This window comes from Glutamicibacter sp. NPDC090743, from assembly GCF_044769125.1.
In the GTDB taxonomy this organism is placed as follows: domain Bacteria; phylum Actinomycetota; class Actinomycetes; order Actinomycetales; family Micrococcaceae; genus Glutamicibacter.
On the sequence record NZ_JBIVXE010000005.1, the window covers coordinates 67,948 to 91,271 of the forward strand.

The following is a 23,324-nucleotide window of genomic DNA, read 5'->3' on the forward strand; positions in this document are numbered from 1 at the left end:
TCGAGATCACTGGCCGCATCCTGTTCACCAGCTGGTCGCAGATTTCCCACCAATTACCCAGCGTTTCCAGCTATCGTTAAGGTGGGATTTCCCATCATCGCTCCGCAACTCAAGGGTTTATTCAACATGCGCCTAGCCTCCGCGCTGACTGGCACCGTACTCGCATCGGCATTGCTGCTCTCCGGCACCGCCGCACTCGCTGCGCCGGCCGAGGATCTGCCTGCTGTCCAGAGCTCGCAGCTGTCGAAGGCATCGAGCCCCTTGGCCTTGATCAACCCCACCACGAAGCTTTCGCCGGAGGACTACGTTCCCGGCAAGCTCGTTGGTGTTGCCGGCAGCTCGATGACCCTGCGTCCTGAGGCGGCAGAGGCCGTTGAAGCGTTCATTGCTGATGCGCGCGCTGCCGGCCATTCGATCAAGCTGCTGAGCGCATACCGTTCGTACCAGCGCCAGGCGGTCTTGTTCAACCAGTACCAAGCCAAGTACGGCACCGCTTATGCCGAACGGATTTCTGCGCGCCCCGGAACCAGCGAGCACCAGCTTGGTTTGGCGGCAGACCTGGGCTACACCGATAGCCGCGCCGAATTGAAAGCCGAATTCGGCCAGACCCCGGCTGGCCTGTGGATTGCCGAGCACGCGGCGGAATACGGCCTGATCATCCGCTACCCCCAGGGCAAGGAAGAGATCACCGGCTACAAGTACGAGCCGTGGCATGTGCGCTATGTCGGCGTCGAGCATGCCGAAGCGATGCTTGCTTCCGGAGCGGAAACTTTCGAAGAGTACCACCAGATGCTGGCTGCCTCGATAGCGGAGGCCGAGCAAAGCGAAGCAAAGGCAGCTATCGAGAAAGAACCCGCGAAAGCCAAAGACGAAGAGCCGCAGGAAAAATCCAAGAAGGTGGGCGAAGATGTGGTCGTGGACGAGGACTTGATGGTCCTGCGTTTCCTTCCGCCGTACCGCGACTGGGGCTTCGGCTTCACGCAGTAGTCCGGTCTGGAACAGGCCGCTGCCAGCTCCACTAGAACCGCCGGAACCACGAACATTGTTGCTGCGAGTCGCCATTTCGCGGCTCTGCCCGAATCCGCTGGGCGTTGGGCGGTGCCCGAATCAGGGTGCAGCGGGGCATCCAGTACTAGCGTCCAATATTAACTAGTGCCCGGGACGCGAAGCAGCAAGTTCACACGAAGTAGCCTCGTCAGCACCCTGCCCCTCTGCGCTTCGCGCAAGGGGCTTCCCTTTTGCGGGAGCATCCTGGAATCTGCCCTCCGCACCGCGAGCAATCCCGGGAACGGCTTTCCAGGTTGCGTGGCGCCAGGTGGCGTGAAAATGCTCCCCAAAAGTTGCTGGCTTCTACAGTCCAAATTTTGGGGAGCAGTTCATGGCAGGTGGTTCCTGCCCAGAGCGCTGGAGAATTACTTCGCGCGCACCGGAATGCCGGTGAAGGTCGGCTTCAAGGTCTCGGCGAAGAAGTCCTCGCCCTTGTCATCGACAACGATGAAGGCCGGGAAGTCCTCGACCTCGATCTTCCAGATCGCTTCCATGCCCAGTTCCTCGTATTCGAGCACCTCGACCTTCTTGATGCAATCCTGGGCCAGGCGTGCCGCCGGGCCGCCGATGGAACCAAGGTAGAAGCCGCCGTGGGTGTTGCATGCGTCGGTGACCTGCTTGGAGCGGTTGCCCTTGGCCAGCATGACCATCGAGCCGCCGGCAGCCTGGAACTGGTCCACGTAGGAGTCCATGCGGCCTGCGGTGGTCGGGCCGAAGGAACCCGAAGGCATGCCTTCAGGGGTCTTGGCAGGACCTGCGTAGTAGACCGGGTGGTCCTTAAGGTACTGCGGCATTTCCTCGCCAGCGTCCAAGCGTTCCTTGACCTTGGCGTGTGCGATATCGCGGGCCACAACCAATGGACCGGACAGCGACAAGCGGGTCTTGACCGGGAACTTGGTCAGTTCGGCCAGGATTTCGCTCATCGGCTTGTTCAGGTCGATCTTGACCACCGAAGAGCCACCGGTGCCGGTGACGCCATCGGTCTCGTCGTCGTGCGCGGCCAGGGCCGGGTGGTCCTCCGCCGGCATGAAGCGGGCTGGATCGGTTTCCAGCTGCTCGACGAACAGTCCCTCTTCGGTAACCTTGGCCAGCATCTGGCGGTCAGCCGAGCAGGATACTGCGATGGCCACCGGCAGCGAGGCGCCGTGGCGAGGCAGGCGCACCACGCGCACATCGTGGCAGAAGTACTTGCCGCCGAACTGCGCGCCAATGCCGAAGTGGCGGGTCAGCTCAAGGACCTTGTCTTCCAGCTCGGTGTCGCGGAAGCCGCGGCCGGTCATCGCGCCTTCGGTCGGCAGCGAATCCAGGTACTTGGCCGAACCGTACTTCGCGGTCTTCAACGCCATCTCGGCCGAGGTGCCGCCGATGACGATGGACAGGTGGTACGGAGGGCACGCGGCGGTGCCCAGCGAGCGCAGCTTCTCATCGAGGAACTTCAGCATCGAGTTCTCGTTGAGGATCGCCTTGGTCTCCTGGTACAGGAAGGACTTGTTGGCCGATCCGCCGCCCTTGGCCATGAACAGGAACTTGTAGCTGGTGTCAGCGCCGTCCTTGGTGTTCGCGTAGAGGTCGATCTGCGCCGGGAGGTTGTTGCCGGTGGCCTTCTCTTCCCAGGTGGTGATCGGAGCCAGCTGCGAGTAGCGCAGGTTCAGGCGGGTGTAGGCGTTGTAGATGCCGCGCGAGAGCGAGATCTCGTCCTGCTCTTCGGTCAGCACGCGCTGGCCGCGCTTGCCCATGACGATCGCGGTACCGGTGTCCTGGCACATCGGCAGGATGCCGCCGGCGGCGATGTTGGCGTTCTTCAGCAGGTCCAGGGCGACGAACTTGTCGTTCGGGCTGGCATCCTCGTCGTCGAGGATATTGCGCAGCTGCTGCAGGTGGGCCGGGCGAAGGTAGTGCGAGATGTCGTGCAGCGCGGTCTCGGCCAGCTGCTCCAGTGCCTGCGGCGCGACCTTCAGGAAGTTCTTTCCATCCGGGCCGGCGACAACTTCGACACCTTCGGAGGAAATCTTGCGGTACGGGGTGGTATCTTCGCCAATTGGCAGAAGATCCTCGTAACGGAATTCAGGCATGCTCAGTCCTTGATTCAATCGTGTGTGCTCATCTGCCATTTTAGGCCTTTACCCCGAATTAACCGCATTCGGCGTTTGCACCTGGGGGTTTATCGCGACATGCTGTAGTACATGAGCAACGAGAACACCTCCGCCGCCGCTGAAGGCCAAGAACCAGACCAGGTCCCGGATGCGATCATCGAAACGCCAATGGACAAGCAGCGGGCACAGCCCAAGACGCATTTCGAAATGATGCTGCAGGCCGGGCTCAATAAACCTGAGCTGTCCGGCTCGGTCATCGGCGCTTTCATGAGCGCCGAGGTGTATTTCCTCTCCCGTGACGAGGTCACCGGCGAGAACAAGAATGCCCAGCCGATGATGCTGACCAACCCTTCCGGCGAGGCCGTGGTTGCGGTCTTCACCACCTTGGAGCGCATCCCCTCCTCGTACATCGACATGGCGCCCTACGGCGTGAAGGTCCAGGGCGCCACCGTGGTGCGCGCATTGGACAATACCGGCTTCGTGGTGAACCCCGGCGACGAGCTCAGCTTCGAGGTCCCGGCCGATGGGGTGGCGATCCTGCGCGAGCAGCTGCTCAACGAGAAGCCCTCCGAATAGGCATTGCGTAACTTTGGCCACGATTTTCCGTGCCGTTTTCCGGTGCGCGGGATTCGTGGGATATGCTTTTGATGCCCGGGCCGTCAATAGGCCGCTCGGTGCACTGCGGGCGTAGCTCAATGGTAGAGCGCTAGCTTCCCAAGCTCGATACGCGGGTTCGATTCCCGTCGCCCGCTCAAGCGAACGCCGGGGCACCAATGGTGCTCCGGCGTTGTTGGTCTGCTGATAGCCAGCGAAGGAGCACGATGACCGGAGTCCTCGAAGGCTTCTCCATCATTTGGGTTGTCATTCTCGTCGGCTACTTGGTGGGCCGCACCGGGGTGCTGGGCGAGCAAGGCCGCCACGTGCTCAGCCGGGTCACCTTCTTCGTGGCCAGCCCCGCCCTGCTGTTCACCACCCTGGCCGAGTCCGATCCGGTTTCCGTGCTCGGGCCGCTGCTCTGGGTTGCCGCCCTGTCCGCGGCGCTGACCGCGGTGCTCTACTACCTGGCAACGGCCCGGATGCTCAAGCGCCCGGCCTCGGAAAACATCATCGCGGCAATGTCCGCCTCCACGGTGAACTCCGCCAACTTGGGCCTGCCCATCGCGTTGTACGTGCTCGGCGACATGTCCTACGCGGCCCCGATCATCCTCTTCCAGCTGGCCCTCTACCAGCCGATCAATCTGGCGATGCTGGATGCCACCACCTCGCGGCACCGCACCACCCCGATCGCTTTGCTGCTGGCCACCGCGAAGAACCCGATGATCATCGGGTCGCTGCTCGGCTTGGCCGTCGCGCTGACCGGCATCGAATTGCCCTCCATCGTGCTCGAACCGATCGACCTGATTGCCGGCGCCTCGATTCCCGCCATGCTTATGGCTTTCGGCATCTCCTTGGTGGGTTCCAAGCCGCTGGAAAAGAAGTCGGGCCGCCGCGCCGATGTGCTGATCGCCGCCGGAGCCAAGCTGCTGCTCCACCCGTTCCTGGCCTGGGCACTGGCCTACTGGGTATTCAATCTGCGTGGCGAGCTGCTGGTGGCGTCGGTCATCATGGCCGGCCTGCCAACTGCGCAGAACATTTTCGTGACGGCCATGCGCTATGACCACGGGGTGGTAATCGCGAAGGACACGGTCCTGGTCACCACCATCTGCGCGATCCCGCTGATGATGCTGCTGGCGATCGTCCTCGGAATTTAGCGTAACTTCCACCTGCAGGAATAAGCGATCATCACTAGAGTGTTCAGTAGGACAACAGCTTTTATCCACTCCCCTAGCGAGGTCACCATGAAGCGCACTGCACCACTGCTGGCTACTGCCGCAATTATCGCCCTGTCACTGAGCGCCTGCGGCTCGGCAGGCCCATCGACCTCCGCAAGCGAATCCGGTGGCGCCAAGTCCTCGGCGGACACCGGAGCCACCTTGAAGAAGGTCCAGGATTCGGGCGTGCTGACCGTGGGCACCGAAGGCACCTACCGCCCGTTCTCCTACCACGAGGGCAACGAGCTGACCGGCTACGACGTCGAGGTCATCGAAGCCGTCGGCGAGAAGATGGGCGTCGAGGTCAAGTTCCAGGAAACCCAGTGGGACGCGATCTTCGCCGGACTGGATGCCGGGCGTTTTGATGCCATCGCCAACCAGGTCTCGATCAACCCGGAACGCGAAGAGAAGTACCTGTTCACCGAGCCTTACACCGTCTCCACCGGCGTGGTGGTGACCAAGAGCGATAACAGCGAGATCACCTCCTTCGAGACGTTGGAAGGCAAGACCACCGCGCAGTCGCTGACCAGCAACTTCTACGAGACCGCCAAGGCCGCCGGCGCGAACGTCGAGCCGGTGGAAGGCTGGGCCCAGTCGATCACCCTGCTCAAGCAGGGCCGTGTCGATGCCACCGTGAACGACAAGCTGACGTTCCTGGATGCGCAGAAGACCAACCCGGATGACAGCATCAAGATCGCTGCCGAATCCGAGGAGAAGAGCGAATCCGCTGTAGCCCTGCGCAAGGATTCCACTGAACTGGCCCAGGCCATTGACACCGCGCTCGAGGAGCTGCGCGCCGAGGGGGAACTGGCAAAGATCTCCGAGAAGTACTTCGGCGAAGACGTCAGCAAGTAGCAAACACTATAAGTAGACTGGCTCCACACGTAAGAACGCGTGGAGCCAGTCTCATTTGCGCAAAAGGTAGCCCATGGATTCGAAATGGCAGTTATTCCTCGACTCGCTCGGGCCGTTAGCCCTCGGGGCGATCACGGCAACCATTCCGCTGGCCCTGATCAGCATGGCCTTGGGCCTGGTCATCGCCTTGCTGATGGCGCTGATGCGGATCAGCAAGAACCGGGTCATCTCCTCGATTGCCCGGATCTACATCTCCATCATTCGCGGCACGCCGCTGCTGGTGCAGCTGTTCGTCATCTTCTACGGCATGCCTTCGGTGGGCCTGACCATCGACCCGTGGCCTAGTGCCATCATCGCCTTCAGCCTGAACATCGGCGGTTACGCCGCTGAAATCATTCGTGCCGCGATCCTCTCGGTCCCCCAGGGCCAATGGGAAGCCGGCTACACCCTGGGCATGTCGCGCACGCGCACCCTGTACCGGCTGATCTTGCCGCAGGCCACCCGGGTGGCTGTGCCGCCGCTGTCGAACTCCTTCATTTCCCTGGTCAAGGACACCTCGCTGGCCTCCACCATCCTGGTCACCGAAATGTTCCGCAAGGCCCAGGAAATCACGGCCTCCACCTACGAGTTCCTGCTGCTCTATTGCGAGGCCGCAGCCATCTACTGGGTCATCTGCCTGGTACTTTCGGCCCTGCAAAACTCTGTTGAAGGAAGGCTTGAAAAGTATGTCGCCAAGTAATTCCGCCCTGCTCTCCGTCACCGCCCTGCATAAGGCCTTCGGCGAGAACCAGGTGCTCGAAGGCATCGACTTCACCGTGCATTCCGGTGAAGTGCTGGCACTGATTGGCCCGTCGGGCTCTGGCAAGACCACCGCCCTGCGTTGCCTGAACGGCCTGGAAATCGCCGATGCCGGCACCGTCGGATTCGCCGGCGGGCCGGAAGTTTCCTTCAGCGCCGGGATGAAACCCAAGGCCGCACAGATCCTGCGCAAGCGTTCGGCGATGGTGTTCCAGGGACATCACCTGTTCCCCCATCTGACGGTGCTGCAGAACGTGAGCATCGGGCCGATCGAGGTGCAAAAGCGTCCCAAGGACCAGGTCCTGGCGCAGGCGAAGAAGCTGCTGGCCCGCGTGGGCCTTGAAGCCAAGGCCGACGCCTACCCGAACTCCCTGTCCGGCGGCCAGCAGCAGCGCGTGGGCATTGTCCGCGCGCTGATGCAGCAGCCGGATCTGCTGCTCTTCGACGAACCCACCAGCGCACTGGATCCGGAGCTGGTCGGCGAGGTGCTCACGGTCATCAAGGAATTGGCCCAGGAGGGCTGGTCCATGGTGCTGGTGACCCACGAGCTGGCCTTCGCCCGGGATGTGGCCGACACCGTGGTGTTCATGGATGGCGGGGTGGTCGTGGAGACCGGTCCGGCGGCCCAGGTGCTCGGCACGCCTGCCAACCCCCGCACCCAAACTTTCGTCCAGCGTCTGTTGCACCCGTTCTAAAAGCAATAGAGTGAAGCCATGACCCAGGAAACGAATACTTTGCTGACCAGCCTCGTTGAAGGCTACAACTTCGAATCCGATTGCTTGGAGCTCGGGGCTGCACTGATCGGCGGCAAAGCCGAGCCAACCGCGCAGGTCCGCCTGCCGTTGAAAATGCTCAACCGCCACGGCCTGATCGCTGGTGCCACCGGCACCGGCAAGACCGTCACCTTGCAGACCATGGCAGAACAGCTCTCCGTGGCCGGGGTTCCGGTTTTCCTCGCCGATGTCAAAGGCGATCTGAGCGGCCTGGCGCAGCCTGCCGAACCGTCGGAGAAGCTCAGTGCCCGACTGGCCGAGCTCGGCCACGAATTCGTTGCGCGCACCAACCCGGTCGAGTTCCTCAGCCTGGGTGGCAATGGGCAGGGCGTCCCGGTACGCGCCAGCGTGGACGCCTTCGGCCCGATTTTGCTGGCCCGTGTCCTGGAACTGAACGAAACCCAGGAAGAATGCCTGCAGCTGATCTTCCATTACGCCGATTCCAATAAGCTGCCGCTGGATGACCTCAGCGACCTGAAAGCTGTCATCAGCTTCCTGCTCAGCGACGACGGCGCCCCGGCGCTGGCCGCCCTGGGCGGCGTCTCCTCATCCACCGCATCGGTGATCCTGCGCGGCATCACGATCATGCAGACCCAGGGACTGGACCAGTTCTTCGGGCAGCCGGAGTTCGATACCGCGGACTTCTTGCAGGTGCGCGACGGCGCGGGCGTCATCAACATCCTGGAACTGCCCTCGGTCAGCTCCCAGCCAATGCTTTTCTCCACGTTCCTCATGTGGCTCCTGGCCGACATGTTCGAGGACCTGCCAGAAGCCGGGGACCTGGAGAAGCCCAAGCTGGTGTTCTTCCTCGACGAGGCCCACCTGCTCTTCAAGGATGCTACCAAGGCGTTCACCGATGCGATCATCAACACCGTGCGCCTGATCCGCTCCAAGGGCGTGGGCCTGTTCTTCATCACCCAGTCCCCGACCGACCTGCCCGATGAGGTGCTCGGCCAGCTGGGTAACCGCATCCAGCATGCGGTGCGCGTGTTCACCGCCAAGGACCAGGGCGCGCTCAAGCAGATCATCAAGACCTTCCCAACCGGTGAGCTGGACCTGCAGGAGGCGCTGACCCAGGCCGGTGTCGGCGAGGCTGTGGTCACCGTGCTGGGCGAGCAAGGTGCACCGACCCCGGTAGCGTGGACCAAGATGTCCTCGCCGGGGTCCAACATCGGCCCGGCCTCACCTGAGGTGATGGCCCAGGTCCGTGGCACTTCGACGCTGGCTGCGCAGTACAGCGCCGCAGTGGATCGTGATTCTGCCCGCGAAATGCTCGAGGCCAAAACCCGGGCCGCGGCGCCGGCGCCAGCGACTGCTCCCGAGCCGGCGAAGGAGCCACGACGGGAAAGCGCCCCACGCCAGAGCCAACCGCGCCAAGAAGGGAACCCGATGATGGACATGGCCATGGGGGCCGCCAAGGTGCTTGGCCGCGAGCTGATCCGCGGCTTCTTCGGCAACCGCAAGCGCCGCCGTTAGTAATACCTGGCTCTTCCAGCACGCCGTTTTCGGTCTGGGCCCGGAAACCAGATAGCCTAGCTACTGATGAACACTCGTAATTCCACGCCGATCTCCGCTGCCCGCCTGGCTCTTCGCTGGGCATTGGCTGCAGCGGCTGTCGTCGTTCTGGTCATTGCCGGAACGATCGCCGCCAACCGTACGCTCTTCTCCCCCCAGCACCAGGTGCAGGCACTGCAGCAGCATCTGGCCAGGGGCGAAGGCGCCGAAGCCCTGGGCCTGATGCAGGCCCAGGTCCCGCAGGGCGATGCTGTTGCCCTGGACGGGGACGTGCTCAAGCGCACCCAGGCCGGAATTACGGATTTCACCACCGACAAGGCCCAGGCGGTAGAGGGCGATGAGCAATTGCGCACCGTCACCGCGCATTACAAGGCCCACGGCGTGGACAAGGAATCGACCTACACGCTGCGCCATGCCGGCAAATCCTGGCTGCTGTTCGACAAGTGGGCCTTCGAGCCAAGCACGCTGCCCAGCGTGAAGATCAAGGCCAACACCGTCAACGAGGTCACGGTCAACGAGCAGAAGATCCCGTTATCGGCTGGCGTGAGCACCCTTCCGGTGTTCTACCCCTCGATCCTCGACGCGAGCTTCAGCACCAAGAACTTTGCGGCCGACACCCGCGGGATGGTGGTCACCAAGCCTGCCAAGGAGCCGGTGGAGATCGCGCTGAAGACCGAACCGACCAAGGAATTCATCGCTGCCATCAATGCCAAGGTGAAGAACTACCTCAACGAGTGCGCCAGCGAGCAGGTGCTGATGCCTGCCGGATGCCCGTTCGCCTACAGCACCTCGGCGCGCGTGGACCCGGCAACCATCGACTGGTCCATCGCGAAGTACCCCACCATTGAAGTGAACTACTACAACGGTGCCTGGGTGCTGTCCCCGCTGAAGGCCACCGCCACCTTGACCCTGACCGAGCAGGATCTGCGCACCGGCGCCAAGGCCAAGAAGACCGTCAAGGATGACTACTCCTTCACCGCGCAGCTGACCACCAGCACCACCGAAGTTTCCGTGGTTCCGGTGGCCGGCGGCGAACAGGTGGCCGGCTAGCGTCCGAGCAGTTCGCGGAACTGGCTGCGCAGCGGCACCGCGTTGGTCTTGAACTTCTGCCAGACCACCAGCGCTGCCAAGCTGGCGGCCAGCGACAACCCGGCGCCAATGGTCACGGCGATCTGGATCCCGAACAGTTCAGCGAACCAGCCGATCAGCGGCGAGCCGATGGGCGTACCGCCCATCACCACCATCAGGTACAGCGCCAGCACGCGCGCCCGGTACTCCGGGGGCACCGAGGTCTGCACCATGGTGTTGCAGCTGTTCAAGAAGGTCAGCGACCCCAGTCCCACCGGGATCAGCACCAGCGCGAACGCGATGTAGTTGGGCATCCACGCACTGGCAATCCCGGCGATGCCGAAGAACACGCCGCCGCCGATCAGGAAGCGCCAGCGCGGAGCCGAACGCCGGGCAGCGAACAGCGCCCCGCCAAAGGTGCCCACGGCCATGATCGAGCCCAGGATCCCGTACTCCCCTGCTCCTACCCCGTAGACCTCGGTGGCCATCAGCGCGTTGGTCATCTGGAAGTTCAGCCCGAAGGTGCCGATTACGCCAGCCAGGAAGAAGATCAGCACCAGGTCCTTGCGGTTCTTCACGTAGGCCAAGCCCTCGCGCACCTGCCCCTTGGCGCGCGCGACCGGCTTGGAGGGGTTCAGCGCGTCCTTGCGCATGAACACCAGCGAGAAAATCACCGCGAGGAATGAGGCGCCGTTGAGCAGGAACGCCGGTCCGGTGCCCACCAGCGCGATGACCGCACCGGCCACGCCGGGTCCGGCCAGCCGGGCCAGGTTGAAGTTGGCACTGTTCAACGCCACCGCGTTGGCCAGGTGGGTGCCGGGAACCACCTCGGAGACGAACGCCTGGCGTGCCGGGGCGTCGAAGGAGGCGCCGATGCCCAGCATCGTGGCCAGCACGTAGACATGCCACAGCTGCGCCGTGCCGGTAACCACCAGCAGGCCCAGGACCAGGGCGCAGACTCCCATGAAGCTCTGCGTGAGGATCAGCAACCGGCGCTTGTCGAAGCGGTCGGCGATCAGTCCGGCGTAGGGGCCCAGCAGCAGCACGGGCAGGAACTGCAGGCCGGTGGTGATGCCGGTGGCCACTGCATCGTGGTCGGTGAGCTCGGTGAGCACCAGCCAGTCCTGGGCCACGCGCTGCATCCAGGTTCCGATATTGGAGACCAGCGCACCGATCACCCACAACCGGTAATTTGGTACTTCCAGTGCACGGAACATTTTCGACGCCATAGCTACCGCCAGATCCCTCCGGCTCCTCCCGCCCTCCAGTCTAGCCACCCGGGCAGGAAAATGCTGAGGTTTCCTCAGATTCTTGCTGTGGCGCTGCCCGGGCGTTCGCCGCCGGGCACGCAAAAGGCGCACCATCGCTGGTGCGCCTGATGCATGCTTCGGGCCGGGGCTAGTTCACGCCACGCAGGTCAAGGAGCAGTTCGTCCTCGCCCTCTGCGTCCAGCACCACCGGGATGCCCCAGTCCTGCTGGTACAGGTGGCAGGCCGCGTGATCGGGAATCTCGCCGCCCGGTTCGCCATCGCAGGCCGCCGCGCGGGCGGTAATGTGCAGCACGCCCTCGGCCACCTCCGGGTTCAGTTCCAGGGTGCGGGACAGGCCCACCGAGGTGCCGGCGCCGTCGAGGATCAGTTCCTCCGGGCTGGCCGAGATCTTCAGCTGGGTCGGATCGCCCCAGCGGTCATCGAGCTTCTGCCCCTTGGGTGCGGCGAAGCGGACCAGGATCCCGTGCTTGCCGGCCTGCACCCGGGTCTTGGGGCGCTGGGTCTGGCTGGCGCCCTGGTCGACCACCAGTGCTTCGGCAGGGATCGGGATGCGCACCAGCTGGTGGGAGTTGGTCTCCACGACCAGCAGCACCGGATCGCCGTCCACGGTGGTGTCCACCAGCACGTCGGCCGGTTCCTTCAGGCCCTTGGCCAGGGTGGACACGGTCTTGGTGGCCGGATCGAAGCGGCGCACCGCGCCGTTGTAGGAGTCGGCAATCGCAATCGAGTGGTCCGGCAGCACGGCCACGCCCAGCGGGTGCTGCAGGCGCGCCTGCTGCGCCTGGCCGTCGCGGAAGCCGAAGTCGAACAGGCCGGTGCCCACCGCGGTATGCACGGAGCTCGCCTTGCCGTCCTCGACCTCGATCCAGCGCAGGGCGCTGGTTTCCGAGTCGGCGATCCACACGTTCTCGCCATCCAGCGCTAGGCCCGAGGACTGGGCGAACCAGGCCTCATCCGGCGCGCCATCGGTTAGGCCTTCCAGCCCGGTGCCGGCGAAGACCGACACGGCGCCGGTGCGCGGATCGAAGGCGAAGATCTGGTGGGTTCCGGCCATCGCGACGATGACCTGCCCCGATGGGTGGTAGAGCACATCCCATGGGGACGAGAGCGAAATATTCAGCGCATCGGTGCCCAGCTCGGTGGGCTGGACTTCTTGGCGGGCGTTCTCCGAATCCAGCAGGCGCTGCACGCCGTTGCCGGCCAGGGTGCCCACGGCGCCGGTGGCCAGGTTCACCGAGCGCAGGCGGTGGTTGACGGTGTCGGCCACGATCACGTCGTAGCCGACTTCGGCGGCCAGTTCCGCCGGCAAGGCGGCCAGCCCCTGCAGTTCGTTGAACTGCGCGGTGGCAGCGTCCCCGTCAGCATAGCCCTTGACCCCGGCGCCGATGGTGCGCACCACGGTGGACAGGTCGCCGGCCAGTTCGACCAGGCGGTGGTGGCCCGAATCGCCCACCAGGAAATTGCCGTTGGCCAGGGCGATGGCCTTGCCCGGGAAGCGCAGGTCGCCTTCGCGGGCTGCCGGTGCCACGTACGGCCCGTTGCCGCGGTGCAGCGTTCCCTTGGCTTCGTGCTCGGCTACCAGTTCCTCGACCAGCGAGCCCAGGCCCTGGGCGTGGCCCTCGCCGGACAGATGCGCGACGATGTAGCCTTCGGGATCCAATACCACCAGGGTAGGCCAGGCGCGGGCGCCGTAGGCCTGCCAGGTGACCAAATCCGGGTCGTCGAGCACCGGGTGGTGGATTTCATAGCGCTCCACGGCGGCGGCCAGCGCATCCGGATCCGCTTCGTGCTCGAACTTCGGGGAGTGCACGCCGACGGTGACCAGCACGTCCTTGTACTGCTCCTCCAGCGGGCGCAGCTCGTCGAGCACGTGCAGGCAGTTGATGCAGCAGAAGGTCCAGAAGTCCAGGAGCACGATCTTGCCGCGCAATGCGTCCAGATCCAGTTGCTTGCCGCCGGTATTCAGCCAGTTGCGGCCCAGCAGTTCGCTGGCGCGCACCTTGTAATTGGCGCGGACGGATTCGGAAGTGCTCATGGTGATCCTTTCGCTGTCGCCGCGGCTGCGGCAATTCGAACCTCAATTATCTGCCACCGCGGCCCGCTGGGGCTAACGGTGTTAAGCAACATTGAGAAAAGTGTGAAACTCGCTCACGGTCTGCTGGTGTAACCGCAGGCCCACGCCTTCTATTCCCTGCCGGGGCGGCGAGCTAGGGCAGCTGCGCGAGCACGGTGTCCATGATGCCGGTGGCCACCTGGTTGAAGGCGGCATCCTGCAGCGAGGTCGCCGAGAGGAAGGAGACCATCACCGCATACTCCCCGGTGCTCTTGATCAGCACCAGCGAATCCTGCGCATACTGCCCATCACGGCTGTAGTACAGGGCCGAATCCGCATCCTGCACGCCCGGATCGGAGAACGCCAGGGTCTCGCGGTAGTCCAGCCCGTTGAGCTTCACGCTCTTGCATTCCTCCAGGATGGTGGCCACGTTCGCATTGTGCGCCGCCACCTTCGCCGCCCCGTCGCCGAGCTTGGCCACCTCCACCGACCCGGTGATCGACTGGTTCTCGTTGGTGAAGTCGGTGCGCGCCGCCTCGGTGCCCAGCTGCACCGGCGACCAGTTCAAGTCCTCGATCGGAGCCGAGCATTGGGACGGCAGGACCACCAGGTCCTTGAGCGTATCGGTGGGCGGCGTGGCCAGGGATTCGAGGTCCTCGCCCTGGATCTTGGCACTGGAGGGGAAGCCGAGCTCGGCGGCCATCACTGCGCCGGCCGTGGTGGCCACCTGCGCGGTGGTCATTTCTTCCGGCTGGGCAGGCTCTTGCGGCTCTTGCGATGCGCTGGGCGTCGCGGTGCCCTGCACGGCGATCTTGTGCGTTTCGTCCTGCGGCATTTCGGATTGCGCGGAGCAGGCGCTTGCGGCCAGCAGCGCGCACACCGCCAGGGAGGCGGCGAGGATTTTCTGGGTGCTAGGCACGTGGGTCCCTTCGGTCGGCTTGCTTGAAGCGGGCGAACATTTCGTTGTAGGCAGCCAGCTCGGCGTCGTTGTCGCGCTCGGCCTGGCGGTCGTAGCGCTTGGTGTCCTTCTTGTCCTGGCGCAGCCACGAGATGACCACGAAAATGGCCAGGACCAGGGTCGGCACTTCGCCGATCGCCCACATCGCCCCGGCACCCACCACCTGGTCCTCCAGTGCGGTGCCGCCCCAGGTGCGGCCCATGTTCCCGAAGTAATCCGGGGCCAGCAGGGTTTCGGTGCTCATCAGCGCCACCCCGAAGAAGGCGTGGAAGGCGACGGTGGCCAGCAGCACCACCAGGCGCATCGGGTACGGGTAGCGCTTGGGGACCGGGTCGGCGTCCACCAGCGACAGCGCGAACAGGTATCCGGTGAGCAGGAAGTGCAGGTTCATCAGCTCGTGGCCCGCGTGGTAGCGCATGGCCGGTTCCAGCAACGGAGTGAAGTAGAAGACGACGATCGAGCCGGCGAAGTTCACCGCGGCAAAAATCGGGTGGGTGATGACCTTCGAGTAGCGCGAGTGCACCAGGTAGAGGATCCATTCGCGCGGGCCGCGGGTGCCGTCGACGCGCGATCCCAGCACCTTGAGCAGCAGCGTGACCGGGGTGCCCAGGACCAGGAAAATCGGCACGATCATGGTCAGCGACATGTGATCGACCATGTGGGTGGAGAACTGGATCTTGCCGTACACGGCCACCGCGCCGCTGGTCACGTAGAACAGCGCGAAAAGGCCCACGATCCAGCTGGCCAGGCGCAGCACGCTGGGCTTGTCGCCGCGGCGGGCCAGCTTGATGAAGGCCCACAGGTACACGGCCAGGCCGAAGAGGCACACGGCCACCCAGATCCAGTCCATGCGCCAGGTGGTGAACCACGCGGCGGTATCCGGGGCCGGCGGCAGGTCGTAGCCGGTGAGCAGGCGGGCCGGGGTCGCTTGCACCGGAGGCTCATCGGAAGTCGGCGGAGCGGTGCGCGCCAGCACGGTGGCCACCGACATCACCGCAGCCATCAGGATGACCTCGCCGGCCACGACCTGCCAGGCCGCGCGCAGCGCCGTGAACTTGCCCTCCAGCAGCCGCGGGATCACCATGCGCCGGTGCCACAGGCCCAGTGCGCCCAGCCCCAGGGTGATCAGGATCTTCACGATCACCAGGATGCCGTACGGGGTCAGCCACTGGTCCCAGCCGGTAATGCGGATCACCGCCGAAGCCAGGCCCGAGCCGATCATCAGGAACACCGCGAAGGTGGCCAGCGCGGAATAGCGCTTGAGCACCACCCCGGCCAGCACCTGCCCGCGTTTGCGTCCCGGCGCTTCGCCGGCCAGCGTCGGAGCGAGCAGGGCCAGCACCATGATGCCGCCAAACCAGAGCACCACGGCCAGCAGGTGCAGGCCGATGGAGTTCACCGCGGCGAAGTGGTCGTCTCCCCCGGCCGCGTGGCCGATGAAGGCCAGCGGCAGGATGCCGAACAGCGAGAAGAATGCGCTGAGCCCCACCGTGGTCCTGGAGCGCGCGGCAAGGGCCAGCGAACTGGTGATCGCGGCGATCACCACCATCCAGGCCCAGGCCCGCCCGCTGGTGATCGACAGGATGTAGTCCAGGATCGCGGCCGAATACTGCGGATCCAGGCTCATCGGGATGCCGGCCAAATCCCAGAAGGTCAGCAGCATGACGGTGGCCGCGGACAGGGTCCACACCACCGCGGCCCCGGCGGCGATATTCATCGTGCGGGCGAACGCCGGATGGGCCTGGCCTTCGGCATCGCCGGTCACCTTGGCGGACCGCGGGATGATCGCCGCACCGAAAACCAGTGCGGCGATGCTCAGCGACATCGAGGCATGGTGGATGGCCCGGGAGATGGGCAGCGACCAGCGCACGAAAGCCCCGGGATCGGCCAAATCCGCCGGCCGGGCGATCCCGGTGAACAACACCGCCGCCAGGAAGGCCACCGCCGCAGCGAGGATTCCGGGCAGGATGAAGCGGGTGACTGAAACCGTGCGCTGTGCTGTATCCATAACCTTCTCATCATCTCATTTTTCGCCCGGCCGGTCACCGCGCGGCAGCCCGCTTTGGGCGCATCTCACACCTGGCCCAGCAACGCCTCCCCCAGGTAGCCGCCTTCGCGCACCCCGGGAAGGATCGCGTACAGGCCCGATCCCACCGGCTTCAGCCAGGTGTTCAGCGCATCTGCGGCCGCCAGCCGGTGCTGCACCGGGATGAAGCTGGTGGCCGGGTCGCGCTGGTAGCTGGCGAACAGCAACCCGGAAGCCGCCCCGTCGAAGTTGTAGCCCCGCCGGTGCATGGTCTCGTCCGCGCTGGCCGGCTTGGCCAACGCCACGTGGGCGTTGGCCGCGATCGCCGGCAGCCCCAGCTCATTGGCCGCGGCCAGGTCCACCGGGTCATCCACGCTGGTGCCCGACAGCGGCGCGCCGTCGGACTGCCGGCGGCCCAGGGCATGGTCCCGTCCGGCGCCGTCCACCTCGTCCCAGCCAGCCAGGTCCATCTCGAACCTGCGCAGCGCCAGGGTGGTCCCGTTCTCGATCCAGCCCGGCTGGCCGAACACCGCGCTCTCGCGCAGTTCTCCGCCGGGGTTGTTGATCCCGTCGAGCTGGCCGAACAGGTTGCGGAACCCGCGCCCGCCGGGGTTGATGAACCCGGTCTGGGCGAAGCGCCTGGCGCCCAGCCCGCGCAGGTTCTTGGACACCGCCCGCACCGCATGGTGCAGCACGGTCTGCTCCTGCGCGCAGAACTGGATCAGCAGATCGCACTGCCCGTACTGCTCATCGAGCTGGTCCCCGGCGAAGCGCGGCAGCGTGCCGATCTGCCCGCGCCCGGCCACATCCAGCAGGCTCTGGCCCAGCCCCACGGTCAGCGTCAGCTCGCCTCCGGGCTGCGCCATTTCCGGTTCGGTGTCGGCCAGCACTCCGCGGCCGCTGGCCAGCCGGGCCGCATCATCGGTGATCATCTGCAGCACCGCGCGCAGCTGCTCCTTCTTGGAGCCCTCGCGCCAGTGCAGATCCCACCCGGCGAAGACCGCGTGGGCCTGCTGGCCGTCGAGGATCCCCGACTGGTACTTCCCGTAGAACGGGCGGTACCCCTGCGGGTTGGCGGTGGCCGCTGGGGCTGGAGCGCTCAGCTTTCCGGTGCCGAACCCGGTGAGCATTCCGCCCAGCGCGGCGGCCGCGGTGGTACCCAGCAGCAGCCGGCGGTCGACGCTAGTGCCCGGCATGCGCATCCCCGGCATGCTCGTCGTAGCTTTCGTTGGCCCCGTCGAAGTTGCGGATCGGAAAGTCCACCTGGGTGCTCGACCCGTCGGCGAATTCCAGCTTCAGCCTCGCCGTCTGGGCCGCCACCAGCGGTTCCTGCAGGTCCATGAACATCAGGTGGTGGCCGCCCGGTGCCAGCACCGCGTCCTTGCCGGGTTCGATCACCAGATCCCCTTCGAGCTGCGCCATCGTCATCCCGTCGCCGGTGCCGCGCATTTCGTGGATCTGGATCTGATCGCCCTGGGCATTGCTGATCTTGCGCAGCGCAATCGGGGTGCCAGAATGATTGTGCAGGATGCCGAAGGCCGCGCTCATGCCCGACTCGGCGGCCTTGGCCCAGGTTTCGCTGGTGGCCAGCGCTTCGGCTTGCCCGGCGGTTTCCTGTTCGGCGGCCGGTGCGGGCTGCTGCCCGTCGGCGCTCTGCGCGCAGCCGGTGAGCAGCAGTCCAAGGCCCAGGGCCAGTGCAGTGGTTTTGCGGAAATTCATGTTCTCAAGCTTTCGGGTTCGGTGTGCAGGCGCGCCAAAGGCAGCGGTGGCCTCGGGCGCACCGGAAGGGTGGGGGCTACTTGGACTGGCGCATGAACTTGGCCAGCACGCCCAGCGCGCCGCCAAGGATGACCACGCCGATGATGACCCAGACCACCGGGCTCATCGAGCTGCCCAGGTCCTGGACCGGGTTAGCGCCTGGATCAAGGTCGGCGGACCCTGCGGAGTCGCTAGGCGCCGCTGGCGCGCTCGAGCTGACCAGGGTGGGGGCGGCCTGTGGCGCGTCGACGCTGAAGCCGATCTTGTTCTCGATCGGGTGGCCGTCAGACGAGACCACGCGGTAGGCCAGCTGGTACTCGCCGTTGCCCAGCTCCTTGGCCGGGGTGACGGTGACCTTGGTGCCCTTGGTCTTGGCCTCGGTGTCGATCTTTTCCCCATCGAGGGTCAGCGAGACCACCGTGGAGTCCACGCCGGATAGGCTCTGGAGCACGCCGGAGAATTCGAGGGTGATGTCCTCGGGCACTTCCTGGATGGTGGCCCCGGCCTCCGGGGTGGAGCCGATCAACTGGTCGTGCGCGTTGGCGGCACCGATCGAGCCGGCGAAAGCCAGCAAGGAGAATGCCAGTACTGCGACCAGCCGGGTGATGTTCTTGGTTACTACGCTCATGATGTTCCTTCCAAGCCCCTTGCGGGGCGCTTCGATTCTTTACTCAGGCAGCAAGAATGAAGCAGGGCGGACCGCGGCGCTCCGGCAGTCTTCCCAATTGCGCCAGCTTGAGTTGGAAACGCAAGGGGAAGTAGGCACGAAGCGGCCGGGCAGCAGGTACCTGCACGCGAATGCGCGAGAGGATCCGCCGGGCCGTTGAAAGGGTGAGCCAGCCGGCCAAGGCCTTGAGCAGGCGTTCACCGCCGTAGAGCACCAGAACGCTGGCGATCGCGGCCAGCACGTGGGCGTAGAGCATCGATTCGGTATGCACGTTGGCGTACTGCGCGGTGATGTCCTGCGCCAGCGCTGGATTGCGCCCCGCATGGTGCGCGTGTTCCAGTCCGGAAAGATCGCCGCCCTGGTGGCTCATCACCGACAAGCTCAGGTGGTAGAGCCCCTGGCTGAGCAGCACGACCAGGCTGGTCGCCCACAAGGAGAACTTCCGGCCCACCAGCACGACGCCGATTGCCGCAGAGACGCAGGTAATGAGCACCATGGCCACCACCGATAGCGCTGTAGGCGCACTGTGGGCGTGCGCGGCAAAGGCTGTCCAGGTGCACACGCTTGCCGCCAACCAGCCGCGGATAACGCGGGTTGCGGGTTTCTGTGACACGATGGGCAGCCATTCTTCGCGGAGTTCTACGATCGAAGCTGATTCTACGCGAAGTAGAAGAGCGCCTCAAACGGTGTTCCGATAAAGCAGAAGGCCCGACCCTGCCTCCTGGATTTCTCCGGAGCGGGTCGGGCCTTGCGCAAAGCTCTAGCGGAAGCTTACTTCTTGGCTACAGCAGCCTTCAGCTTCGACCCAGCGGTCAGCTTGACCGAGTGGCCAGCAGGAATCTGGATTGCTTCACCGGTCTGTGGGTTGCGGCCGGTGCGAGCTGCACGATCGGTGCGCTCTACAGCCAACCAACCTGGGATCGACACCTTCTCACCCTTGGAAATCTGGTCGACGAAAACCTCGAAGACTGCATCCAGAACACCATTAACGGCAACCTGGGAGTTTTCGGTCTTCGCTGCAACAGCAGCAACAAGTTCGCTACGGTTCATAGCCAATGTATGGTCCTCCTGGACTAGTGATCCAAAGCCCTCTTCCGGGCCCCGAACGCCGCACGGTCGCACGGTCTTACCAGTGAGAACATATCAAACGTTTTGCCCCAGAACTGCGGAAAACAGGCGGAAAACCGGGATTTTTTCAACTAATTGCAGATTTCTTGGCTCAACGGCAGCATTTTTGGGTTCAATGAAGGCTTTTGCAACGTTCCTTAACGCCGCAAGGCCCGCCAATCCGGGAACGGATAGCGGGCCTTGCGCAAAGCTCTAGCGGAAGCTTACTTCTTGGCTACAGCAGCCTTCAGCTTCGACCCAGCGGTCAGCTTGACCGAGTGGCCAGCAGGAATCTGGATTGCTTCACCGGTCTGTGGGTTGCGGCCGGTGCGAGCTGCACGATCGGTGCGCTCTACAGCCAACCAACCTGGGATCGACACCTTCTCACCCTTGGAAATCTGGTCGACGAAAACCTCGAAGACTGCATCCAGAACACCATTAACGGCAACCTGGGAGTTTTCGGTCTTCGCTGCAACAGCAGCAACAAGTTCGCTACGGTTCATAGCCAATGTATGGTCCTCCTGGACTAGTGATCCAAAGCCCTCTTCCGGGCCCCGAACGCCGCACGGTCGCACGGACTTATCAAGAGTTGAACTTACCAGCTGAAAGCGACAAAAAGTGCATCATCTTGCGGATTCTGCTGAATTTTCGCCAAATCAAGGGTGTGAAAGTTCACCCGGGACCTACAGCGCGAACGGATCGAGGCCTTCGTTTGCCTCCACGAAAAGTTCCCAGGCTTTGCTTTGCAGCTCCTTGCCGCGGGTCGCTTTCGCCGGGCTGGCCAGTGCCGTTGGACCCTTCGTGAGGTATTTCGGCCCCAAGTAGCTGCCTCGGGGCGCGTCTTCGAGTTCCGGCGCCAATGCCGCTTCGACCAATCCCACCGCACCTTCATGTTTGCCCTGCGCGAAACTGGACTGCAATTGGCCAATCAGCCGCTTGGCAAAGTCCGGTTCGTTGATGTTGGGCACCTGCGAGGTCAGCCCGGAAAGCGAATACCCCGGGTGGATGGCCAGCGCGCGAGCAGGCAGGTCCAGCTGGCGCAGCCGGTGGTCCAGGGCCAAGGTGAAGGCTTGCACTGCCGCCTTGGACTGCGCATAGGCACGGTATGGATGGTAGTCGCGGGTCAAGGCCAGGTTTTGCGGATCGGTAGCTAGCATCCGGGTGGACATCGATCCCAGCCCGATGAACCGCAGCGGCTGGGCGAAGCGTTCGGCCAGCTCGCCGACTAGCCGCGCATGCCCGATGAAATTCGTGCTCATGGTCAGCTCATGGCCCAGCAGGCCCTCGACGCGGCTCTGCGGCGCCCGGATGACCCCGGCATTGGCGATCAGCGCATCCAATGGCCGATTGCGCAGTTCAGCTGCCAGTCCCATTGCGGATTCCATGCGCGAGGAGTCGAACTGCATGAATTCCACGCTAGCCGCCGGTACGCGCAGCCGGATCTGCTCCATGGCATGCTCCGCACGGCTCTGGTTGCGGCAGGCCAGGATGACTTGCGCACCGGCTCGCGCCAAGCCGAGGCTCGCGAAGAAGCCAAGGCCGCTATTCGCGCCGGTCACCACAACGGTCTTGCCTTGGCCCAGCGGCGCCCACCGCTGCCGGTTCGCGTAGATGTCAGTTGCGGGTCTCGGATAGCGCGTCGCTGGCTTCATGGAATACACGCTACTACAGGGATAATGCTCGATTGCGGGTGGGACATGGCCGCTTATAGCGATCTCCAGCCACCTCGCAGCCGCTTGCTGGGCACTGGATCCTTGGCGAAGCGCCCGAACCCGAAGGGAATGATTTTATCTTCCCAGCTCCCCCATCAATTGCTTCGGAAAGTCCCAGTGCCGTTGCCGGGCTCAGGCACACGGTGGGATCATTGGAAGATGGAGCACAGCGAGGATGCCGCACTTAATGCGGCCCGGTACAAGATGAAGCAGGACAGCGAGCCGTTGCCGGTGGACGAGTATGCGCAGGCCACCGGGATGGCACCCGTCGAGAAGCAGAAGACGCCGCTGCAGCTGCATGCCGAGGACGAGGCATGGGAAGTGGCCAACTCCGTGCTCGATGAGGCTTTCGCCCGCGGGGACTTCGACAATCTTGCCCTCTCGGGCCAGAAGATCGTCCATATCACCAGCAATGACGATCCCGACTGGTGGCTGAAGTCCATGATGCGCCGAGAGCAGCTTACCGGGCTGGGCCCACCAGCGCTGACTTTGCGCGTGGAAGATGAGCAGATGGAGCAGACCTTGGACCGCTTGCCCTCCGAGCGGGCCGTGCGTGAGCATATCGAGGATTTCAATGCCCGCATTATCGAGGCGCGGCGGCAGCTGCTTGGCGGCCCGCCGGTGATCACCGCTTTGCGCGATTCCACCGCAGAGGTGCTTGGTTGGCAGGAACGCCGGGCGGCAGAACCTGCACCGGTGGCAGAGAAGGCACCGGTGAAACGCCGGTGGTGGCGACGTTAAAAGGCGAAGCCGCCTTCCCGAAAGGGAAGGCGGCTTGCTAAGTCAAAAGACTTGCAGGTCTTACCAGGAAGACTTGGTGATGCCCGGAAGCTCACCACGGTGCGCCATGTCGCGGAAGCGAACACGGGAGATACCGAACTTCTGGAAGGTGCCGCGTGGGCGACCGTCGATTGCGTCGCGGTTGCGAACGCGAATCGGGGAAGCATCGCGTGGAAGCTTCTGCAGGCCTACGCGTGCAGCTTCGCGAGCTTCGTCGGTTGCGTTTGGATCAACCAGGGTCTTCTTCAATTCGAGACGCTTTGCAGCGTAACGCTCGACAATGACCTTGCGCTGTTCGTTCTTTGCGATCTTGGACTTCTTGGCCATGTCTTAGCGCTCCTCTCGGAATTCAACGTGCTTACGGACGACTGGGTCGTACTTCTTCATGACCATGCGGTCAGGGTTGTTACGACGGTTCTTACGGGTTACGTAAGTGAAACCGGTTCCAGCGGTGGACTTCAGCTTGATGATCGGACGTACGTCCTTATCCTTCTTTGCCATTTTTAGAGCTTCACACCCTTCGCAATCAGGTCAGCAATTACAGCGTCGATACCGCGAGCATCGATGACCTTGATGCCCTTGACCGACAGGGTCAGGGTCACCTTACGGCGCAGTGAAGGCACGTAGTAGGTCTTCTTCTGGATGTTCGGATCGAAACGACGCTTGTTGCGACGGTGCGAGTGGGAGATGCTATGTCCGAAGGCCGGAGTAGTACCGGTTACCTGGCAAACAGCTGCCATGATCACTCCTCAGTTAGTTAGTAGTAAAATTCGGCGGTACTCGCGCACAGTGCCCATACCAAAATATCGACACCGCTTCTGCGTTATGAGTCCCGCCAACCAGTGAAACACCGTTAATACTGCACACTAGGAAGGTAACCAGGCTGGGTGAGAACCAACCGAAGAGCCTTAAAGTATGTAAGTCGGTGAACTTCGCAACCGGTCGAGCAATTTCCCCGTACTCAGTCGGCCACGATATTCGGTATTACGGGCAACGCGCAGTTGTTCTGCTGTTAGACGGCATAACAACACA

General features: G+C 63.9%; 24 protein-coding genes and 1 tRNA gene. 10 read left to right on the top strand and 15 right to left on the bottom strand.

Annotated elements, in window-relative coordinates; all coding sequences use genetic code 11:
- The first annotated feature begins 126 nt into the window (after positions 1-126).
- The gene (locus ACIQTS_RS11250; RefSeq protein WP_402473406.1) at positions 127-987 is read left to right on the top strand and encodes a M15 family metallopeptidase; all 861 of its coding nucleotides are present in this window, start codon (positions 127-129) and stop codon (positions 985-987) included.
- Between the two features lie 425 nt (positions 988-1,412).
- Here the strand turns inward: ACIQTS_RS11250 and ACIQTS_RS11255 are convergent, their stop codons facing one another.
- Positions 1,413-3,119, bottom strand: coding sequence for a fumarate hydratase (locus ACIQTS_RS11255; RefSeq protein WP_332485900.1), 1,707 nt, complete (start codon positions 3,117-3,119; stop codon positions 1,413-1,415).
- Between the two features lie 111 nt (positions 3,120-3,230).
- Between ACIQTS_RS11255 and ACIQTS_RS11260 the strand changes: the two genes are divergently transcribed.
- From ACIQTS_RS11260 to ACIQTS_RS11295, 8 genes are all read left to right on the top strand, one after another.
- Positions 3,231-3,716, top strand: a complete 486-nt coding sequence (locus ACIQTS_RS11260) for an SseB family protein (RefSeq protein WP_332485899.1) — start codon at positions 3,231-3,233, stop codon at positions 3,714-3,716.
- Positions 3,717-3,821: 105 nt separating this feature from the next.
- A tRNA-Gly gene (locus tag ACIQTS_RS11265) sits at positions 3,822-3,892 on the top strand.
- 69 nt (positions 3,893-3,961) lie between these two features.
- On the top strand, positions 3,962-4,891 hold the full coding sequence (locus ACIQTS_RS11270; protein WP_332728374.1) for an AEC family transporter: 930 nt from the start codon (positions 3,962-3,964) through the stop codon (positions 4,889-4,891).
- Positions 4,892-4,978: 87 nt separating this feature from the next.
- Entirely contained in the window at positions 4,979-5,806 is an 828-nt protein-coding gene (locus ACIQTS_RS11275) for an amino acid ABC transporter substrate-binding protein (protein ID WP_105657024.1), read from the top strand.
- Positions 5,807-5,879: 73 nt separating this feature from the next.
- Complete coding sequence (locus ACIQTS_RS11280; RefSeq protein WP_105657025.1) at positions 5,880-6,545, top strand: amino acid ABC transporter permease; 666 nt, start codon at positions 5,880-5,882, stop codon at positions 6,543-6,545.
- Positions 6,532-7,299, top strand: coding sequence for an amino acid ABC transporter ATP-binding protein (locus ACIQTS_RS11285; RefSeq protein WP_332498525.1), 768 nt, complete (start codon positions 6,532-6,534; stop codon positions 7,297-7,299). Before ACIQTS_RS11280 ends, ACIQTS_RS11285 begins: the two co-directional genes overlap by 14 nt.
- A gap of 18 nt (positions 7,300-7,317) precedes the next feature.
- The gene (locus tag ACIQTS_RS11290; protein ID WP_402473408.1) at positions 7,318-8,853 is read left to right on the top strand and encodes a helicase HerA-like domain-containing protein; all 1,536 of its coding nucleotides are present in this window, start codon (positions 7,318-7,320) and stop codon (positions 8,851-8,853) included.
- A 66-nt stretch (positions 8,854-8,919) separates the two neighbouring features.
- Complete coding sequence (locus ACIQTS_RS11295; protein ID WP_365943172.1) at positions 8,920-9,942, top strand: hypothetical protein; 1,023 nt, start codon at positions 8,920-8,922, stop codon at positions 9,940-9,942.
- Here ACIQTS_RS11295 and ACIQTS_RS11300 read toward each other — a convergent pair.
- The 11 genes from ACIQTS_RS11300 to ACIQTS_RS11350 form a co-directional block, all read right to left on the bottom strand.
- The gene (locus ACIQTS_RS11300; RefSeq protein ID WP_332594843.1) at positions 9,939-11,177 is read right to left on the bottom strand and encodes an MFS transporter; all 1,239 of its coding nucleotides are present in this window, start codon (positions 11,175-11,177) and stop codon (positions 9,939-9,941) included. The two genes, ACIQTS_RS11295 and ACIQTS_RS11300, sit on opposite strands and share 4 nt — an antisense overlap.
- Before the next feature lie 181 nt (positions 11,178-11,358).
- Positions 11,359-13,266, bottom strand: a complete 1,908-nt coding sequence (locus tag ACIQTS_RS11305) for an NHL domain-containing thioredoxin family protein (RefSeq protein WP_402473409.1) — start codon at positions 13,264-13,266, stop codon at positions 11,359-11,361.
- A gap of 172 nt (positions 13,267-13,438) precedes the next feature.
- Positions 13,439-14,203 carry a hypothetical protein gene (locus ACIQTS_RS11310; protein ID WP_332498521.1) on the bottom strand — a complete coding sequence of 255 codons (765 nt, stop codon included), beginning with the start codon at positions 14,201-14,203 and terminating at the stop codon, positions 13,439-13,441.
- Positions 14,196-16,250, bottom strand: coding sequence for a cytochrome c oxidase assembly protein (locus ACIQTS_RS11315; protein WP_332728376.1), 2,055 nt, complete (start codon positions 16,248-16,250; stop codon positions 14,196-14,198). Before ACIQTS_RS11315 ends, ACIQTS_RS11310 begins: the two co-directional genes overlap by 8 nt.
- Before the next feature lie 65 nt (positions 16,251-16,315).
- Entirely contained in the window at positions 16,316-17,464 is a 1,149-nt protein-coding gene (locus ACIQTS_RS11320) for a Dyp-type peroxidase (protein WP_402473411.1), read from the bottom strand.
- The gene (locus tag ACIQTS_RS11325; RefSeq protein WP_402473413.1) at positions 17,451-17,987 is read right to left on the bottom strand and encodes a copper chaperone PCu(A)C; all 537 of its coding nucleotides are present in this window, start codon (positions 17,985-17,987) and stop codon (positions 17,451-17,453) included. The genes ACIQTS_RS11320 and ACIQTS_RS11325 overlap by 14 nt, the downstream gene beginning before the upstream one ends.
- Before the next feature lie 76 nt (positions 17,988-18,063).
- On the bottom strand, positions 18,064-18,654 hold the full coding sequence (locus ACIQTS_RS11330; protein WP_105657035.1) for a copper resistance CopC family protein: 591 nt from the start codon (positions 18,652-18,654) through the stop codon (positions 18,064-18,066).
- Positions 18,655-18,697: 43 nt separating this feature from the next.
- The gene (locus tag ACIQTS_RS11335) at positions 18,698-19,306 is read right to left on the bottom strand and encodes a hypothetical protein (protein ID WP_332730598.1); all 609 of its coding nucleotides are present in this window, start codon (positions 19,304-19,306) and stop codon (positions 18,698-18,700) included.
- Positions 19,307-19,464: 158 nt separating this feature from the next.
- Complete coding sequence (locus ACIQTS_RS11340; RefSeq protein WP_013349906.1) at positions 19,465-19,749, bottom strand: HU family DNA-binding protein; 285 nt, start codon at positions 19,747-19,749, stop codon at positions 19,465-19,467.
- 275 nt (positions 19,750-20,024) lie between these two features.
- Positions 20,025-20,309, bottom strand: a complete 285-nt coding sequence (locus tag ACIQTS_RS11345) for an HU family DNA-binding protein (RefSeq protein ID WP_013349906.1) — start codon at positions 20,307-20,309, stop codon at positions 20,025-20,027.
- 174 nt (positions 20,310-20,483) lie between these two features.
- Entirely contained in the window at positions 20,484-21,452 is a 969-nt protein-coding gene (locus tag ACIQTS_RS11350) for an SDR family NAD(P)-dependent oxidoreductase (protein WP_402473415.1), read from the bottom strand.
- A gap of 219 nt (positions 21,453-21,671) precedes the next feature.
- Here ACIQTS_RS11350 and ACIQTS_RS11355 point away from each other — a divergent pair, with 219 nt between their 5' ends.
- Complete coding sequence (locus ACIQTS_RS11355) at positions 21,672-22,253, top strand: DnaJ family domain-containing protein (protein WP_402473416.1); 582 nt, start codon at positions 21,672-21,674, stop codon at positions 22,251-22,253.
- Between the two features lie 60 nt (positions 22,254-22,313).
- Here the strand turns inward: ACIQTS_RS11355 and rpsN are convergent, their stop codons facing one another.
- The 3 genes from rpsN to rpmB are packed head-to-tail and all read right to left on the bottom strand — an operon-like array spanning position 22,314 to position 23,032.
- Positions 22,314-22,619 carry a 30S ribosomal protein S14 gene (rpsN, locus tag ACIQTS_RS11360; protein ID WP_013349909.1) on the bottom strand — a complete coding sequence of 102 codons (306 nt, stop codon included), beginning with the start codon at positions 22,617-22,619 and terminating at the stop codon, positions 22,314-22,316.
- A gap of 3 nt (positions 22,620-22,622) precedes the next feature.
- Positions 22,623-22,793: a 50S ribosomal protein L33 gene (gene rpmG / locus ACIQTS_RS11365; protein ID WP_013349910.1), complete on the bottom strand. Its 171-nt coding sequence runs from the start codon at positions 22,791-22,793 to the stop codon at positions 22,623-22,625.
- Positions 22,794-22,795: 2 nt separating this feature from the next.
- The gene (rpmB, locus tag ACIQTS_RS11370; RefSeq protein WP_013349911.1) at positions 22,796-23,032 is read right to left on the bottom strand and encodes a 50S ribosomal protein L28; all 237 of its coding nucleotides are present in this window, start codon (positions 23,030-23,032) and stop codon (positions 22,796-22,798) included.
- Positions 23,033-23,324: the final 292 nt, after the last annotated feature.